This is a genomic window from Cupriavidus sp. L7L (genome assembly GCF_004353535.1).
GTDB lineage: Bacteria > Pseudomonadota > Gammaproteobacteria > Burkholderiales > Burkholderiaceae > Cupriavidus > Cupriavidus oxalaticus_A.
This window is the reverse complement of the sequence record NZ_SMNY01000011.1, coordinates 99658-114899: the sequence shown is the minus strand read 5'-3', so window position 1 is coordinate 114899 and position 15242 is coordinate 99658. Positions and strand designations below refer to the sequence as shown.

Annotated in this window: 16 protein-coding genes; 2 read left to right on the top strand and 14 right to left on the bottom strand. The window is 69.2% G+C overall.

The features are described 5' to 3' along the window. Positions 1-2 precede the first annotated feature (2 nt). The 11 genes from E1J61_RS15005 to E1J61_RS14955 all read right to left on the bottom strand — a co-directional run bounded on the left by E1J61_RS15005 (position 3) and on the right by E1J61_RS14955 (position 11095). A complete protein-coding gene (locus E1J61_RS15005; protein WP_133094931.1) occupies positions 3-1154 on the bottom strand; it encodes an acetyl-CoA C-acetyltransferase in 1152 nt (383 codons plus the stop codon). Positions 1155-1183: 29 nt separating this feature from the next. After that, positions 1184-2263 carry an acyl-CoA dehydrogenase family protein gene (locus tag E1J61_RS15000; RefSeq protein WP_133094851.1) on the bottom strand — a complete coding sequence of 360 codons (1080 nt, stop codon included), beginning with the start codon at positions 2261-2263 and terminating at the stop codon, positions 1184-1186. 20 nt (positions 2264-2283) lie between these two features. Continuing rightward, entirely contained in the window at positions 2284-3459 is a 1176-nt protein-coding gene (locus E1J61_RS14995) for an acyl-CoA dehydrogenase family protein (RefSeq protein ID WP_133094850.1), read from the bottom strand. Next, positions 3449-4240 carry an enoyl-CoA hydratase family protein gene (locus E1J61_RS14990; protein ID WP_133094849.1) on the bottom strand — a complete coding sequence of 264 codons (792 nt, stop codon included), beginning with the start codon at positions 4238-4240 and terminating at the stop codon, positions 3449-3451. The genes E1J61_RS14995 and E1J61_RS14990 overlap by 11 nt, the downstream gene beginning before the upstream one ends. Before the next feature lie 19 nt (positions 4241-4259). Next, positions 4260-5342 (bottom strand): nitronate monooxygenase family protein, encoded by a 1083-nt coding sequence (locus E1J61_RS14985; RefSeq protein ID WP_133094930.1) that lies wholly within the window; start codon positions 5340-5342, stop codon positions 4260-4262. Positions 5343-5350: 8 nt separating this feature from the next. Beyond that, entirely contained in the window at positions 5351-6241 is an 891-nt protein-coding gene (locus E1J61_RS14980; RefSeq protein WP_133094848.1) for an enoyl-CoA hydratase, read from the bottom strand. A 7-nt stretch (positions 6242-6248) separates the two neighbouring features. Next, entirely contained in the window at positions 6249-7049 is an 801-nt protein-coding gene (locus E1J61_RS14975) for a CoA-transferase subunit beta (protein ID WP_133094847.1), read from the bottom strand. Positions 7050-7084: 35 nt separating this feature from the next. Then, a complete protein-coding gene (locus E1J61_RS14970; protein WP_133094846.1) occupies positions 7085-7978 on the bottom strand; it encodes a CoA transferase subunit A in 894 nt (297 codons plus the stop codon). Between the two features lie 5 nt (positions 7979-7983). Next, on the bottom strand, positions 7984-8880 hold the full coding sequence (locus E1J61_RS14965; RefSeq protein ID WP_133094845.1) for a VOC family protein: 897 nt from the start codon (positions 8878-8880) through the stop codon (positions 7984-7986). A 105-nt stretch (positions 8881-8985) separates the two neighbouring features. Further along, positions 8986-9702: an EthD domain-containing protein gene (locus tag E1J61_RS14960; protein ID WP_133094844.1), complete on the bottom strand. Its 717-nt coding sequence runs from the start codon at positions 9700-9702 to the stop codon at positions 8986-8988. A gap of 205 nt (positions 9703-9907) precedes the next feature. Beyond that, the gene (locus E1J61_RS14955) at positions 9908-11095 is read right to left on the bottom strand and encodes a helix-turn-helix transcriptional regulator (protein ID WP_133094843.1); all 1188 of its coding nucleotides are present in this window, start codon (positions 11093-11095) and stop codon (positions 9908-9910) included. A 211-nt stretch (positions 11096-11306) separates the two neighbouring features. Between E1J61_RS14955 and E1J61_RS14950 the strand changes: the two genes are divergently transcribed. Then, complete coding sequence (locus E1J61_RS14950; protein ID WP_133094842.1) at positions 11307-12137, top strand: SDR family NAD(P)-dependent oxidoreductase; 831 nt, start codon at positions 11307-11309, stop codon at positions 12135-12137. Between the two features lie 56 nt (positions 12138-12193). Then, complete coding sequence (locus E1J61_RS14945; RefSeq protein ID WP_133094841.1) at positions 12194-13093, top strand: NAD(P)-dependent oxidoreductase; 900 nt, start codon at positions 12194-12196, stop codon at positions 13091-13093. A gap of 42 nt (positions 13094-13135) precedes the next feature. Here E1J61_RS14945 and E1J61_RS14940 read toward each other — a convergent pair whose 3' ends face one another. Genes E1J61_RS14940 through E1J61_RS14930 form a run of 3 tightly spaced genes read right to left on the bottom strand, consistent with a single transcriptional unit; the run spans position 13136 to position 15193 of the window. Then, positions 13136-13894, bottom strand: coding sequence for an SDR family oxidoreductase (locus E1J61_RS14940; RefSeq protein WP_133094840.1), 759 nt, complete (start codon positions 13892-13894; stop codon positions 13136-13138). Positions 13895-13919: 25 nt separating this feature from the next. Continuing rightward, positions 13920-14777 (bottom strand): SDR family NAD(P)-dependent oxidoreductase, encoded by an 858-nt coding sequence (locus E1J61_RS14935; protein ID WP_133094839.1) that lies wholly within the window; start codon positions 14775-14777, stop codon positions 13920-13922. Beyond that, positions 14774-15193 carry a nuclear transport factor 2 family protein gene (locus E1J61_RS14930; protein ID WP_133094838.1) on the bottom strand — a complete coding sequence of 140 codons (420 nt, stop codon included), beginning with the start codon at positions 15191-15193 and terminating at the stop codon, positions 14774-14776. The genes E1J61_RS14935 and E1J61_RS14930 overlap by 4 nt, the downstream gene beginning before the upstream one ends. Positions 15194-15242 lie beyond the last annotated feature (49 nt).

Here is a 15242-nt window from a genome sequence, read left to right as displayed (position 1 = left end):
CCTTACAGCCGTTCAATGATGGTGACGTTGGCCAGCCCGCCGCCCTCGCACATGGTCTGCAGGCCGTAGCGGCCGCCGGTGCGTTCGAGTTCGTGCAGCAGCGTGGTCATCAGGCGCGCGCCGGTGGCGCCCAGCGGGTGGCCCAGCGCGATCGCGCCGCCGTTGGGGTTGGTGCGCTCGGGCGCGTAGCCGGTCTCGGCCAGCCAGGCCATCGCCACCGAGGCGAAGGCTTCGTTGATCTCGACCACGTCGATATCCGCCAGGCGCAAGCCGCTGCGCTCCAGCGCGCGCTTGGTCGCGGGGATCGGCGCCGTCAGCATCCACCGCGGGTCATCGCCCATCACGCTCATATGCGCGATGCGCGCCCGCGGCTTGAGTTGGTAGCGCTTGAGCGCATCCTCGGAAACGATCAGCAGCGCGGCGGCGGCGTCGGCGGTCTGGCTGGACACCGCGGCGGTCAGCGCACTGCCCGGCATCAGCGGCTCCAGCGCGGCCATCCTGGCCAGCGTGGTATCGGGGCGCGGCGTCTCGTCATGCTTCACGCCCTCGCACGGCACGATCTCGCGGGCAAAGCGGCCGCCCTCGATCGCGGCCGCGGCGCGCTGGTGGCTTTGCAGCGCATAGGCTTCCATCGCCTCGCGCGACAGCTTCCAGTGCTCGGCAATGCGCTGCGCGGCGTGGAACTGCGACACCGGCGCATCGCCGAAGCGCGCCTGCCAGCCCTTGCTGCCCGAGAACGGGTCGGCAAAGCCCAGCGCCTGCCCGGCCAGCATGGCCGACGAGATCGGGATCTGCGTCATGGTCTGCACGCCGCCGGCGATCACCACGTCCTGCGTGCCGCTCATGACCGCCTGCGCGGCAAAGTGCACGGCCTGCTGCGACGAGCCGCACTGGCGGTCCACGGTCACGCCCGGCACCGTCAGCGGCAGGCCGGCGGCCAGCCACGCGCTCCGCGCGATATTGCCGGCCAGCGGGCCGATGGTGTCGACACAGCCGAACACCACGTCGTCGTAGTCTTCCGCGGGAATGCCGTTGCGGCGCACCAGCTCGGCCAGCACGAAGCCGCCCAGGTCGGCGCCGTGCACGTGCGACAGTCCGCCCTTGCGGCGCCCGGTGGGCGTGCGCAGGGCATCAACGATATAGGCGTCTTTCATGGTCATGGTTCTCCTTGGGATCGGGCAATTCAGGCAAACGTGGCGCCGGCGCCGAGGGCATGCTCGCCGTCCAGGATGTGCGCGCCCAGGCGCGCCTTGTGGAAGGCGCGGTCGCCCCAGCTTCCCGCCAGGGCCCAGGCACGCTTGGTGAAGATCTGCAGGTCCAGCTCCCAGGTGTAGCCCATCGCGCCATGCACCTGGATGGCCTGGCGTGCCGCGGTCCATGCGCAGCGCGCGGCCGCGACGCGGGCATGCGAGACATGCATTCCTGCGTGCGGCAAGCCATGCGCCAGCGCCGCGGCGGCGCGCAGCAGCACCGGCTTGGCGAACTCGAGCTGGATCGCCACGTCGGCCAGCAGGTGCTTGACCGCCTGGTAGGCGCCGATGGCCTTGCCGAACTGCTTGCGCTGCGCGCTGTAGTCGATCGCCAGGTCCAGCATGCGCTGCGTCAGGCCCAGCTGCTGCGCGGCCACGCCGAGCGCGCCCCGGTTCAGTGCCATGTCCCACAGGCCAGTGCCGGCGGGGATCAGCTCGGTATCCGGGGCCGGCGTCCACGACAGCTCGAACAGCCGGCGTGAAGGATCGAGGCCGGTGCGCGCCGTCAGCGTGGCCTGGTCTGGCCGCAGCAGGTGGACCGCGCCATCCTGCGCGCAGAGGATGGCGTCGGCGACATGGGCGTCGGCCACCAGCCGCTCCTGCGGATGCGCGACCGCCACGCGGGCATCGCCGCCGGCGATGCGCTCCAGCAGCGCGGCGCAGCGCTCGCGCGCCGCCGCGTGGGGCGCCGGGTGTGGCCCGAGCGCCAGTGCATCGCGCAGCAGGCCGGTTGCCACCAGCGCGGTGTCGAGCAGCGGCTCAGGCAGCGCGAAGTAGCCGCATGCCTGCGCCAGCGGCGCCCATTCCACCTCGCCCAGCCCCAGCCCGCCCTGCTCCTGCGGCACCATCAGCGCGGTCAGTCCCTGGTCGGCAAGCTGGCGCCACAGCGCGTCGGAGCGGCCGGTCCCGGTGCTCCACAGCTCGCGCGTCAGCTCGGGCGTCATCTCGGTCATCAGGAAGCGCCGGATCGCCTCGGCAAACTGTTCCTGCTCTTCGGTCAATGCGAAATCCATGGTGTTTCCCCCGGGTGCCGTCATGCGCGCGGCATGCCAAGCAGGCGCTCGGCGACGATGTTGCGCTGGATCTCGTTGGTGCCGGCATAGATCGGCCCGGCCTGCGAGAACAGGAAGCCATCCAGCCAGTGGCCGAGAGAACCCGGCGGCTGGCCCGCTGGCGCGACTTCTGCGGCCTGCCCCAGGATGGCCAGCGCGGTATCGTGCATATGGATGTCCAGCTCGGACCAGAACACCTTGTTCGTGCTCGATTCCGCGCCGATATGAGCATTCGGGCCGCCCCGCACCAGCCGGCTCGCGGTGGCGTAGGTCGAGAGCGTGTAGGCCTCCGCATCCATCCATGCGCGCAGCACCGCGTCGCGCAGCGAGGGGTCGCGGTCAGCCGCCTCGCGGTTGGCCTGGTACAGCCTGACCAGCGCGCGGGCGGTCTCCTGGAAGCGGGCGGGCGAACGCAGCATCAGTCCGCGCTCGAAGCCGGCAGTGGCCATGGCCACCTGCCAGCCGGCGCCTTCCGCGGCCAGCCGGTTCTCCACCGGCACGCGCACGTCGTCGAAGAAGATCTCGGCAAAGCCGGTCTGGCCGTTGAGCTGGCGGATCGGGCGCACGGTGATGCCCGGCGTATCGAGCGGCACCAGCACGAAGGTCAGCCCGTGGTGGCGCGTCGAGGCCGGGTCGGTGCGGAACAGCCCGAACAGCCAGTCCGCCCAAACCGCCCGCGTCGACCAGATCTTCTGGCCGTTGATCACATAGTCATCGCCATCGCGGATCGCGCTGCAGCGGATCGCGGCCATGTCGGAGCCGGCGTTTGGCTCGGACCAGCCCTGCGCCCAGATATGCTCGCCGGAGGCCATGCGCGGCAGGAAGCGCGCCTTCTGCGCCGCGGTGCCGAACTCCATCAACGTCGGACCGAGCAGGAAGATGCCGTTCTGGTTGACGCGCATCGGCGCGCCGGCACGCCAGTACTCCTCCTCGAAGATCAGCCACTCGATCAGGTCGCAGCCGCGCCCGCCCAGTTCGGCCGGCCACGTGACCATGCTCCAGCGGCCCTGGTTGAGGGTGGCTTCCCAGGCGCGGTGCTGGGCAAAGCCTTCCCCGGTGTCGAAGCTGGCCAGCGGCGAACGCGGTACGTGCGCGGCCATCCAGTCGCGCACCTCGGCGCGGAAGGCGCGCTGGGCGTCGGTGTATTCAAGCTGCATCGCGCGCCCCTTGTGAAAAGCTGGCTTCGCGCCGTTCGACAAACGCGGCGCGCGCCTCGCCGGAATCCGCACTCATATAGGCCTGCAGCGTGAAGCCCTGCTCCCAGCGGTACTTGTCCTCCAGGTTGCCGTCTTCGACGCCGTTGAGCGCTTCCTTGGCGAGCTGCAGCATGGCAGGGCTCTTGGCGGCGATCTGGCGGGCCAGGGTCATGGCCGCGTCGCGCAGCTCGACACGCGAAACCACGCGCTCGACCGCGCCGAGCCGGTACGCTTCGGCGGCATCGATCATCTCGCCGGTGAAGTACATCGCCCTGACCTTCTGCACGCCGAACATGCGCTGCAGGTGCGCGCCGCCGCCCATGGCGCCGCGGTCGATTTCGGGCACGCCAAAGCGCGCGCAATCCGACGCGACGATGATGTCGGCGGCGCCGCAGATGCCGATGCCGCCGCCGAGCACAAAGCCGTGCACGGCCACGATGACCGGCTTGGGATTACGGTGCACGGCGCGGAAGGTGGCGTAGTTGCCGGCATTGACCTCGACGATGCGCTCGGGGTGTGCGGACAGCTCCTTGATATCGACGCCCGCGCAGAAGCCGCGCCCTTCGCCGCGCAGTACGATCACGCGCACGGCGGGGTCCGCGCCCAGGCGATCAATGGCGGCCGCCAGCGCGTGCCAGCCGGCGTTGTCGAGCGCGTTGACGGGCGGATGGTCGATCACCAGTTCGGCGATGCCGTCGGCGGTGTCGATGCGGAACGGCCCGGTCTTGTGGTTCATTTGCATGGTCTCCTCTGTCTGTAGGTCAGGCCGCTGCAGCCAGTCCGGCTCCTGCCAGCGCCTCGAGCCGTGCCTGCGCCTGCGCGGCCATGCCGGAAACGATCTGCTCGCACGATTCGATCGCGCCGATTACCGCCGCTGCCTGCCCGCTGGGCAACACGCCTTCATCCGGACACCCTTCCACCATCGCGCGCTGGATCAGCACCGGCGCGTTGGCGGCCATCAGCGTCTGCGCGGCGCTGTAGTCCTGCTCGCGCATCGCGCGCCAGGCAGTCGCCAGCATCTGTGCGCTGCGCATGCCGGTGCGCGCCTGCCACTTGCGCGCGGCCGACAGCGCCAGCCAGGTGCGCCGCCACGGGCCGGCTTTCTCCAGTTCCAGCAGCAGCGTGTTGTCGATCATCCGCTGCGGCAGCCCGTCGATGGCCAGCGACACGCGGATCCGGCCCGGGTCGCGCACCTTGACGTAGCGCTCCAGCGTCTGCGCCGGCACCGGCGATTCGGCCGACATCAGGAAGCGCGTGCCCATGGCCACGCCGGCCGCGCCATAGGCCAGCGCGGCGGCCAGCCCGCGGCCGTCGAAGAAGCCGCCCGCGGCCACCACCGGCACGCTGACGCTGTCCAGCACCTGCGGCAGCAGCAGCGTTGTCGGCGTGCCGCCGGTATGGCCGCCACCCTCGCCGCCCTGCACGGTGACCACGTCCGCACCCATCGCCACGGCCTTGGCCGCATGCTTGCCGGCGCCGACCGTCGGCATGCAGACGATCCCCGCCGCCTTGAGCCGGCCGACCATCTTCGCGTCAGGGCCGCGCCCGTAGCTGACCGCGCGCAGCCGGTGGCGGATCGCCATTTCGATCACTTCGTCCGCGTTCGGCTGGAACATGTGGAAGTTGATGCCGAAGGGCCGGTCGCTGAGCGCCTTGACGCGCAGGATCTCCTGCTCGACCTCGCCGGACGGAATGGTTGCGCCGGCCAGGAAGCCAAAGGCCCCGGCGTTGCCGCTGGCGGCGACCAGCTTCGCGTCCGCCACCCAGCCCATCGCGGTCTGGACGATGGGGTAGCGGCAGCCCAGCAGGTCGCAAAGCACGGTGTGCAGGCTCGCGTTGCTCATGCCGGTGCTCATGCCTTCTCCTCGCCGCCGCTGCGTTGCGACGCCGCCATGGCGCGCGCGTCATAGCCGCCGAGCTTGTCGCCGCTGACCAGCTCGTTGTGCGCATGCGCGAAGTGGTGCCAGGCAAAGACCGCATCCATCGCCGTACGCTTGCCCTGCAGGTCTTCCACATGGTTGACCGCCTGCTTGGTCAGCGTCAGGCCCAGCCGCGGCATCTGCGCGACCCTGGCGGCCATGCCGTAGACGGTGTCCTCCAGCGCATCCCGCGGCACCACGCGGTTGACCATGCCCATGCGCTCGGCGCGCTCCGCGCCCATGCGCTCGCCCAGGAACAGGAACTCCTTGGCGATGCGCGGGTGCAGCTCGTAGGCATGCGCGAAGTACTCCACGCCCGGGATGCCCATGCGCACCACCGGATCGGCAAAGAAGGCATCGTCCGAGGCCACGATCAGGTCGCACACCCAGGCCAGCATCAGGCCACCGGCAATGCAGGCGCCGTGCACCATCGCAATGGTCGGCTTGGGCAGTTCGCGCCAGCGCCGGCACATGCCCAGGTAGACCTCCTGCTCGCGCGCATAGAGGAACTCGCCGCCGGGCTTGTTGACGTGGTCGTACCAGAGCGAGGCGCGCTCGAACGACTCGTTGATGTCGCGCCCCGGCGTGCCGATGTCGTGCCCCGCGGAGAAGTGCTTGCCGGCGCCGCGCAGCACGATGACCTTGACCGCGTCGTCGGCGGAAGCGCGCCGGTAGGCCTCGTCCAGCGCATACGTCATCTTCGAGTTCTGGGCGTTGTGGAACTGCGGCCGGTTCATGGTCACGGTGGCGATGCCGTCCGTAACCTGGTAGAGCACCTCGGCGTTCGGGCCCAGGCTGATGGGTTCGATGGCAGGCGATGTCATGTCAGTTTCACGCGCGTCCGGAAGGGTTGCCGCGCACGATCGTGGCGCGCAGGTTGTGCGGATCGAGCCGGGCCATCAGCCGCAGCTCTTCCGGCGTCGGTGGCTCCGTTTCCGGCAAGGCTTCGCCGGGGGCGTTTGCCAGCGCAAAGCCGGTCGCCGCCTGCACCTGCTCGAAGCTCACGCCCGGGTGCAGCGAGCGCACGCGGATGGCATGGGCAGGCCCGCCGAAATCCATCACGCACAGGTCGGTGACGATCACGCGCAGGTCGACGAAACTGCGCATGCCTTCGATCTGGCGCGCCGGGTTGTAGCCGGCGCTGCAGACCATGTCGACTTCGCCGCCGACAAACGCGCGCGTGCTGTGCCCCGGCACGAAGAAGGAGTTTGCGTGGTGGATGCTGTTGCCCGGGAAACCGCGCGCGCCGAGCAGCTGCGTCTTAGGCTGCGCATGGGTGCCGCCCAGGCAGGAAATATTGGCCTGCCCGAAGCGGTCGATCTGCGTCGGCATCACCAGCGCGTGGCGGCGCCCGCCCCACAGGCAGTCGAACACGCGCGAATAGCCCATCCAGCCGCTGGCGCGGACCTTGTAGCCGGCCTCGCGCGGACCCAGCGGCACCGGCGTCTCCACCAGGTAGGCCTCGCCGTCGGTCATCAGCAGCCCTGGGTTGTGCGCAAGCCGCGCCAGGCCGGCGGCGATGCGCGGGCCGGTGCCGATGCCGGTGGCCAGCACCTCGCCGTCGTCGCGCCAGGCGCGGGCAGCGGCGGCGATCATCAGCTCGGCGCGGGTGAATTCATAAGTGGCGCTCACGGTCGCTCCTTGGGTTGGCGGGTTCAGACGGCGGTTCAAAGGACGGGCAGCGGCAGGTCATGCACGTGGCCGAGGCCGCCGATGCGCTCCAGGTAGGCCGCTTCGCTGGCGCCCACCACCTCGTCGCGGTACGCGCGGAAGCCGTCATCCTCGGCCTCGGCGCTGGCACAGTACGCCTTCAGCGCCGGCAGGTCCCAGCCATAGGCGGGTGCGCACGAGGTGGGATGAGCACCGGCGGGCGCGTGCACCACGCCCGTCACCAGCGAGCGTTCGAAGGGGTTGCTGCGGGCGTGCGCCAGGTCCTCCTCTTCAAGACGCGGATGCAGCGTTTCGCAGCTCACATAGCAGCGCCGCGCGGCGCGGGCGAACCACTCATCGAAGAACGGATCGGGGCCGTCGATGCGGGTGTTGCCGAGCACATCGCTCTCGTTCACATGCAGCAGCGCCGCGTCGAGTTCGATCGCCGGCATCGCCAGCAGCACCTCGCCATCGGCATAGGGCGAGCGCACGGTCTTCAGCTGCGGATTCCTCGCCTGCACGTCGGTGCCCAGCGATGCGCGCGTCGGCAGGAACGGCAGCCGCGCCGCCGCCGCGCGCAGGCCGAGCTGCAACATGCCTTCGTCAAGCTCGGTCACTTCCAGCGCGCCACGCTCGCGCGCCTGGCGGAAATATGGCTCGAGCGGGATCACGTCGAGCGAGACAAAGCCGAACACGAGCCGGCGCACCTTGCCGGCCGCGCACAGCATGCCGACCTCGGGGCCGCCATAGGCGACCACGGTCAGGTCCTTCAGCGGCGAGCGCAGGATCTCGCGCACCAGCGCCATCGGTTTGCGGCGCGGGCCCCAGCCGCCGATGCCGATGGTCATGCCATCGGCGAGCTGGCCGACCACGTCGGCCGCGCTCATGGTCTTGTCGATTGTCTTGGTCATGGTGTCTAGCGGTATCCGATGCTGAAGTCGTGTCCCCACAGGCTGACGCGCGTGGCTTCGTAGGCGGCGTGGTGGCCCCAGTCCACCACCAGTCCGCCGTGGCCGTATTCGAGGTCGAAGCCGCCCGGCGTCTTCATGTAGAAGGAAGTCATGCGGTCGTTGCAGTGCTGGCCCAGCGTGGCGGACAGCTTCACGCCGTGCTGGTGCACGCGGTCGAGCGCGCGCCCCACCTCGGCCATGTCGGGCACTTCGGCCATCACGTGGATGCAGCCGGCTTCCGACGGCATCTCGAAGATCGCCAGGCTGTGGTGGCGGCCGTTGGCGCAGTGCAGGAAGTGGATGCGCTTCTCCGGCTCATCGGGATCGCTGCTGAAGCGCACGCGGTAGATGTCGGACAGGCCGAAGCCCATCACGTCGCGCAGGAAGGCGTAGGTCTGGTCGAAGGCCGGCGCGGGCAGCACGGTATGGCCGGCGCCCATGGGGTCGGTGATAAAGCGCGGCACGCCGACCGGCGAGACAAAGCGCAGGAAGTCCGAGCGCATGCCCCATGAGACCTCGTGGCGGTTGCCAGACGGATCGGTGAACCAGGCCATGGCCTGCACCCGGCGTTGCGCCAGCTCCGCGGGGCTGGCGTGCACGACTTCGACATCGGCCTGCCGCAGCGTGTCGAGCGCGTGACGATAGGCCAGTTCGTCGGCCAGCTCCCAACCCGATGCGAGATAGCGGTCTCGCGCGCCCGGCACCACCAGGTAGCGGTAGTCGCGCTCATCCATCTTCACGTACAGCGCGCCGCCCGGGGCGCCGGAACAGGCCATGCCCAGCACCTGCCCGGCATACTGCCGCCATTGCCCCAGGTCGGTGGACTCGACCACGATGTAGCCAAGCGCACGGATATCCAACATGCCGGTCTCCTCTGTTCGTTGCCACTGCTGGCTGATGAGACCTATTCTTCCGTGCGCGGCCACCCGGCACATCGTCCAGTGGGACTAGCCGATCCGGGGCCGGATTCAGGCGCTGGCGGGGCGGACGACGTACTGGCTGGTGGGGACTACGTCGATCCTGTCGAAGTCGATGAAGCGCTGGCAGCTGGCCATCATCGCCTGCAGGTTGCGCTGGAACTTCTCTTCATCGCCGACGGCGTCGAAGAACGCCTGCGGGTCGGTCATTGCCGCGTCGGGGAAGCATTCCTCGACGATCGCGTCGCAAGGTGGCGCGGCGTAGCTGAGCGGCCGCACCACCACGTTCTGCACGTACAGGAAGTTATCCTGGGTCTCGACCGCCACCTGGGTGTGATGGTTGTGCCAGGTATCCAGCCACGCCTGCGGCGTGAGCCGCGGCGGGCGCGTCAGGAAGGCCAGTTGCGCGAAGCCGGGGGTGCGCTCCCCCGGCGCGACGGGGAAACGCGTATTGCGGATCGGCTGGGACTCCGTGACGAGGTACGCTGCCATGCGGCCGACCGCGGCCTCGACCGCCTGGTCGAACGGCTGGCGCAGGCGGTCGACGGCGCTGTCGATCCAGAGCGAGACCAGCCCTTCCATTTGCGGCCGGGTGTTCGTCTGCCGCAGGCCCGCTGCAGGCAGCACGGCGTCATCCGCCACGTTGACCTGCAATCCGCGCGCGCCCAGCGCCAGCAGCTTGTCGGCCAGCGTCGTGCGCAACCGGCGCGCGAACTCCGCCGGCTCGTTCCGCGGATCGCGCCAGACGATATAGATGACTTTTTCCATGCTCCACGCTCCCTGGTAAAGTTGCCGGCCGTGGCCGGACAGGTTGAAGCGTGCGCGGAACCGGATTGATTGCGGAACCCATGCCTCGCTGCGTCCGCATGACGTGCCATCCGGCTGCCGCGCCCGCTGGTCCTGTGCATGCTAGGCGCGTGGATGGCGGCGATCATCCTCCAGTCGGACTAGAGGGAGGACGACACGCTGGCGCTCAGCCGAGCGTCACGACACTGCTCAGCAGCATGCGCACCAGCGTGGCCTGCCGCGTGACCCCGGTCTTGGAGAAGATCGCGCGCAGGTGGGCGCGTACCGTGTTCTTGCTGGTACCCAATGCCTCCGCGGCTTCGTCAAGGGTCATGCCGTCGGCAAGCACCAGTGCCAGCGCGGTTTCGGCGGGGGTGAGGTCGAACAGCTTGCGCACCACCTCGTGCGAGGCGCGCGACTTGCGCTCGGGATCGCGGATAAAGACCGCGCACGCTGGCCGGTGCCGGTTTTCTTCGGACCATTCGCTGAGCGGGATGGTGCGGATCAGCACGCCGAGCTTGCCGCGCCCGGACGGGCGGGTGATGGACATGGCTTCGGCCAGTGCCGGCGCGCTGCCGTGGTGTCCCATCTGCGCGCGGCGCAGCAGGTACTGGAACTTGCGGCTCTCCTGGGCGTAGGCAATCTCGAAGATGTTCCCGTTGAGGCGGATGCCGTCGTTCTCCGCCAGGATCTCGTCGGCCTCGGGATTCTTCTTGAGGATCGTGCCGGAGGCGTCGAGGATCACCATGCCCACCAGCATGCGGTCGATCGCCCCCGCATAGAGCGAGCGCTCGGATTCGACCACGTCCAGCCGGGAATGCAGCCGGATCGCGCGCTTCAGGTGCGGCAGGATGGCGCCACAGGCCGCCTTGTCCACTTCGGAGAAATCCTGCGTGTCGTCCTGCCGGCAGATGCGCAGGCGGCACTCGACACCGTCCTCGGTACGAATGTCCGCGCCCAGCAGGTAGCGGATGCCTAGCGGCTGCAGGAACTGGCGGTAGATCTCGCTGCGGCACCAGTTGCCCGCGCCCAGCGCCTCGTCGACCGTCACCGCGCGGTCGGTGGGCAGGTTGATGAACGGATCGATCGCGTAGTAGTAGCTGTTGTAGGAAGCCTCTGCCTCCAGCGAGGTGCCGTGCGCCGACGCATGCACCGCCAGGCCGCTGCGGTCGCTGGCGGGCGAGCGCAGGATAAAGCTCACATAGCTGGCATCGAGTTGCTTGCGCAGCATTTCGAGCGCGCGGCCCCAGGGCACGGGTTCCATCGGCCCTTCATAGACCGCGGCCAGCAGCGCGCCGAACTGCGTGACGCTCAGGCCTGACTGCGCAAGCAAAGGCGACGCCATTTCCTGCGCCTCAACGGTCGCCATCAACATACCTTGTCTCCTGTTTCCACACCACGTGTGTGCCTGCCGGCGCTCTGCGGCACCTGGAGGCAGCGCAGATTATAGGGATGCTGCCCGCCCGTTGCCCGCCAATGCGCAGCCCTCGGTGTTTTCCCTGACCTGCAATCGGACGATGTTCGCCCCGCCAGCCGCGGATCAAATGCGCGCATTCCCGCAGTGCAACCGAAGGAGAGCAACCGAGATGGATTTCACCGACAAGACCGTGCTGGTCACCGGCGGCGGCGCCGGCATCGGGCTCGCTACCGCGCAAGCCTTTCTGGACCAGGGCGCGCGCGTGGCGATCATCGAGATCGACGCGCAGCGCGCCGACCATGCCCACACGCTGCTTGGCAAGGCCGGCGCCGACGTACTGGTGGTACAGGGAGACGCCGCCGACGCCGGCACCGTACGCGAACTGGCCGCGCAGATCGATCAGCGTTTCGGGCGGCTCGACGTGCTGGTCAACAACGTCGGCGACTTCCTGCGCATCGCCAAGCCGTTCGAGCACTATGACGACGCCGAGATTGCCAGCCTCTACGCGGCCAACCTCGGCCACGTCTTCACCGTCACGCGCGCCATGCTGCCGCTGCTGCGGCGCAGTGAAGCCGGCAGCATCGTCAGCGTGTCGTCGATCGAGGCCTTCCGCGGCATTCCGTACTGCAGCGTCTACGGCGCCTTCAAGGCTGCCATCACCGGCTTCACGCAGAGCCTGGCGCTGGAGCTGGCGCCCGCGGGCATCCGCGTCAACCTGATCGCCCCCGAAACCACCGAAACGCCGCAGGTCCCCGTATCGCAGATGGTCGCCGCGGAGCACCAGCACCATATCCCGCGCTGGATCCCGCTGGGCCGCTTCGGCACGCCGCAGGACATCGCCGACGGCATCCTGTTCCTGGCCAGCCCGCGCGCCGCCTGGATCACCGGCACGGCGCTGCATGTCAACGGCGGCGCGCTGGCCGCCGCCGGCTGGTACCGCGATCCGCAGGGCGCGTGGACCAACATGCCGGTCATCGGCGGCAACGGCATGAACCTCTGATGGCGGCGCCACGCAGCCACACCACCCGGCCACACCATCCAACCAAGGAGACAAGCATGAAGATACTGATCGTCGGCGGCGCCGGCATGATCGGGGGCCACGCGGCCCTGCACCTGCGCAGCCGCGGGCACGAAGTCACCATCGCGGGCCGCAACCGACCCGCCCCCGGCACGCCGCTGGGCGGGCTGGACTTCCTGCGCTGCGACTACATCGCCAACGACCTGCCTGCGGCGCAGCTCGGTGCCTTCGATGCGCTGGTATTCGCCGCCGGCAACGATGTGCGCCACGTCCCGCCTGGCGGCGACGAAGCGGCACACTGGGAACGCGCCAACGTCGAAGGCGTGCCGCGTTTTTTCCGCGCCGCGCGCGATGCCGGCATCCGGGTCGCGGTGCACGTCGGCAGCTTCTATCCGCAGGCGGCACCGCAACTGGCCGAAGACAACGCCTATATCCGCTCGCGCAAGCTGGCCGACGCAGGCGTGCGCGCACTGGCGACGGATGCCTTCCGCGTCAGCAGCGTCAATGCGCCGTTCGTCGTGGGCACGGTGCCGGGCCTGACTGTCCCGATGTTCAAGGCCTATACCGACTACGCCAGGGGCGGCTTTGCGCCGATGCCGGACTTCGCGCCGCCGGGCGGCGTCAACTTCATCTCGGCCATGTCGCTGTCGGAAGCGATCGAAGGTGCCTTGCTGCGCGGCGAGAATGGCAAGGCCTACCTCGTGGGCGACGAGAACCTGACCTTCCAGGAATACTTCGGCGCATTCTTCCGCGATGCCGGCCGCCCGGTACCGCCGGTCATCGACCAGGAGCACCCGTTGCTGCCTGACTCGGCGATCTGCTTCGGCCGGGGCAACACGCTCTACTACGAGCCGGACGCGGCCGAGACTGTCCTGCTCGGCTATCGCCGCCGCGACATCCTGCGCACGGTGAGCGAAATCGTGGCGCAGTACAGCTAAAGGCGGCACCGCGGCGGCCCGCGCAGGCCGCCGCGGCGGGTCTTACAGCCCCGAGATCAGTTGCGCGTTGTCGATGCGCAGTTCCGCGCCATTGATGAAGCGCGATGCGTCCGAAGCCAGGAACAGCACCAGGTTGGCCACATCCTCCGGCTGGCACATGCGTGCCATCGGGTCCGTGCCGATGCCCAGCGCCACCGGGTCAAGATCCGGCACCAGCGCCTGCGTCATCGGTGTCCAGATGCCGTCGGGGTGGATCGAGTTGCAGCGGATGCGATAGCCGTTGCGCTTGCAGTGCACGGCCACGCTGCGCGCCAGCGCTGTCACGGCGCCTTTCGCGCCGCTGTACGCGCACATCATCGGCAAGCCGCCCAGCGCTGCCACGGACGACATCACGATGATGGAGCCGCCGGCCGGATTGCCTTTCATCGCCTGCACGCCGAACTTGCAGCCGAGGAAATACCCGTCGGCATTGACGCGCATGACCTGCCGCCAGCAGTCGAGCGAGGTTTCCTCGATCGATCCCGGCGGGCAGATGGCCGCATTGTTGACCAGCACATCGAGCCGCCCGAAGCGGTCCTGTGCCGCGGCCACGGCCTTGCGCCAGTCGTCTTCGCTGGCGATGTCGTGGCGTATAAACAATGCCGCATCGCCGATCTCGCGGGCGAGCGCCTGCCCGGCTTCCTCATTGACGTCGCTGAGCACCACGCGCGCGCCTTGCGCAGCCAGCAGCAGCGCGTCGGCGCGCCCTACCCCACTGGCCGCGCCGGTGACCAGCGCGACCTTGCCCTTGACCTGATCCATCTTCTCTCTCCTTGTGTGGTCCGCTTCACGCGGCGTCGGGAATCCTGCCGGCCAGCACCGCGTGCAGCGCGGCTTCGCCATACACCGCCGCCACGGTTTCATCGAGGATGGGATTGCCGCGCAGCTCGCTGCCGCCGTCGACAGCGATGCTCTGGCCGGTGACCCAGCCCGATTCCGGCCCAGCCAGGTAGCGCACCGCGCTGGCAATGTCGTCCGGCTCGCCGGCACGTCCCAGCGGCATCTGCGCGACGAACTTGTCGAGCATGGCCGGGTTGTCGAACATCGGCCCGGTCGCGCCGGAGCGGGTCAGTCCAGGGCGCACCGCGTTGACGCGGATGCCGCAGCCGGCCAGTTCCTCGGCCGCCGCGCGCACGAAGGCTTCCAGGCCCGCCTTGGCGGCGCAGTACGCCGACAGCCAGCGGCAGGTCATGCGCGCCGCGTTCGACGAAATGCAGACGATGGCGCCGCCTTGCGGCGCCATCAGTGGCGAGGCGTGACGAAGCGCCAGGAAGGCGCTGGCGATATTCAGCTCCAGTTCGGCCATCAGGGACGCGGTGTCATGCATCAGCATGGGACGGAAGCCGCCGCCGCCGACCGTCGCCACCACGATATCGAGGCGGCGTTCCATCTCCCAGGCCTGCCGCAGCGCGGCCTGCACATCCGCCTCGCGGCATGCGTCGCCGACGTTGATTTCAACCGCGGCGCCGGCCACTTGCGCAAGCAGGTCGCGCCGTGCTGCTTCCAGCGCTTCGCGGCGCCGCCCCATCAGCACTACCGCCGCGCCGTCGCGAAGCAGCGCCAGCGCGCTGGCCGCACCGATGCCGCCCGCGCCGCCGGTAACGAGGGCGGTCTTCCCTTCCAGTACACGATTCGTCGTCATCATGCCCCCCGCAGCGGCAGGTCCTGCGTCCAGTCGACCACCAGCTCGCGCGCTGCGATGCGCCACCGGCCCTGCCATCGCTCGAAGCGGTCCTGGTAACGGATGCCCCAGTCCAGCTTGCGCTGCACGCCGTCCTGCTCATACAAGTGGTTGGCGACGCAATAGGTTTCGCCGGTGGCGGCATCGCCATCGAGCTCAACCAATTGCTGGTGCATGTGGTGCTGCGTGGCGCTGTACTTGCCGAGTGCCGACATGCCCTCGGCAATCGCTTGCGGTCCGTCCATGCAGAAGCCTGGCCCGGTGAGCCGCGCATCGGGGGTGAACAGATCCGCCAGGCGCGGGAAATCGCGCCGGTCCACCGCCTGCGCATAGCGGCAGGTCAGCGCGTGAATGGCTTGCTTGTGCTCCAGATCGGACATGGCCAGGCTCACTCCTTGGTTGTGACCGGCCGGGGCAGGATGCGCGACC

Excerpts from the sequence above, each read along its gene's own strand:
- E1J61_RS15005 (WP_133094931.1), bottom strand. The coding sequence starts at position 1,154 with ATGAAAGACGCCTATATCGTTGATGCCCTGCGCACGCCCACCGGGCGC.
- E1J61_RS15000 (WP_133094851.1), bottom strand. The coding sequence starts at position 2,263 with ATGGATTTCGCATTGACCGAAGAGCAGGAACAGTTTGCCGAGGCGATC.
- E1J61_RS14995 (WP_133094850.1), bottom strand. The coding sequence starts at position 3,459 with ATGCAGCTTGAATACACCGACGCCCAGCGCGCCTTCCGCGCCGAGGTG.
- E1J61_RS14990 (WP_133094849.1), bottom strand. The coding sequence starts at position 4,240 with ATGCAAATGAACCACAAGACCGGGCCGTTCCGCATCGACACCGCCGAC.
- E1J61_RS14985 (WP_133094930.1), bottom strand. The coding sequence starts at position 5,342 with ATGAGCAACGCGAGCCTGCACACCGTGCTTTGCGACCTGCTGGGCTGC.
- E1J61_RS14980 (WP_133094848.1), bottom strand. The coding sequence starts at position 6,241 with ATGACATCGCCTGCCATCGAACCCATCAGCCTGGGCCCGAACGCCGAG.
- E1J61_RS14970 (WP_133094846.1), bottom strand. The coding sequence starts at position 7,978 with ATGACCAAGACAATCGACAAGACCATGAGCGCGGCCGACGTGGTCGGC.
- E1J61_RS14965 (WP_133094845.1), bottom strand. The coding sequence starts at position 8,880 with ATGTTGGATATCCGTGCGCTTGGCTACATCGTGGTCGAGTCCACCGAC.
- E1J61_RS14960 (WP_133094844.1), bottom strand. The coding sequence starts at position 9,702 with ATGGAAAAAGTCATCTATATCGTCTGGCGCGATCCGCGGAACGAGCCG.
- E1J61_RS14955 (WP_133094843.1), bottom strand. The coding sequence starts at position 11,095 with ATGTTGATGGCGACCGTTGAGGCGCAGGAAATGGCGTCGCCTTTGCTT.
- E1J61_RS14950 (WP_133094842.1), top strand. The coding sequence starts at position 11,307 with ATGGATTTCACCGACAAGACCGTGCTGGTCACCGGCGGCGGCGCCGGC.
- E1J61_RS14945 (WP_133094841.1), top strand. The coding sequence starts at position 12,194 with ATGAAGATACTGATCGTCGGCGGCGCCGGCATGATCGGGGGCCACGCG.
- E1J61_RS14940 (WP_133094840.1), bottom strand. The coding sequence starts at position 13,894 with ATGGATCAGGTCAAGGGCAAGGTCGCGCTGGTCACCGGCGCGGCCAGT.
- E1J61_RS14935 (WP_133094839.1), bottom strand. The coding sequence starts at position 14,777 with ATGATGACGACGAATCGTGTACTGGAAGGGAAGACCGCCCTCGTTACC.
- E1J61_RS14930 (WP_133094838.1), bottom strand. The coding sequence starts at position 15,193 with ATGTCCGATCTGGAGCACAAGCAAGCCATTCACGCGCTGACCTGCCGC.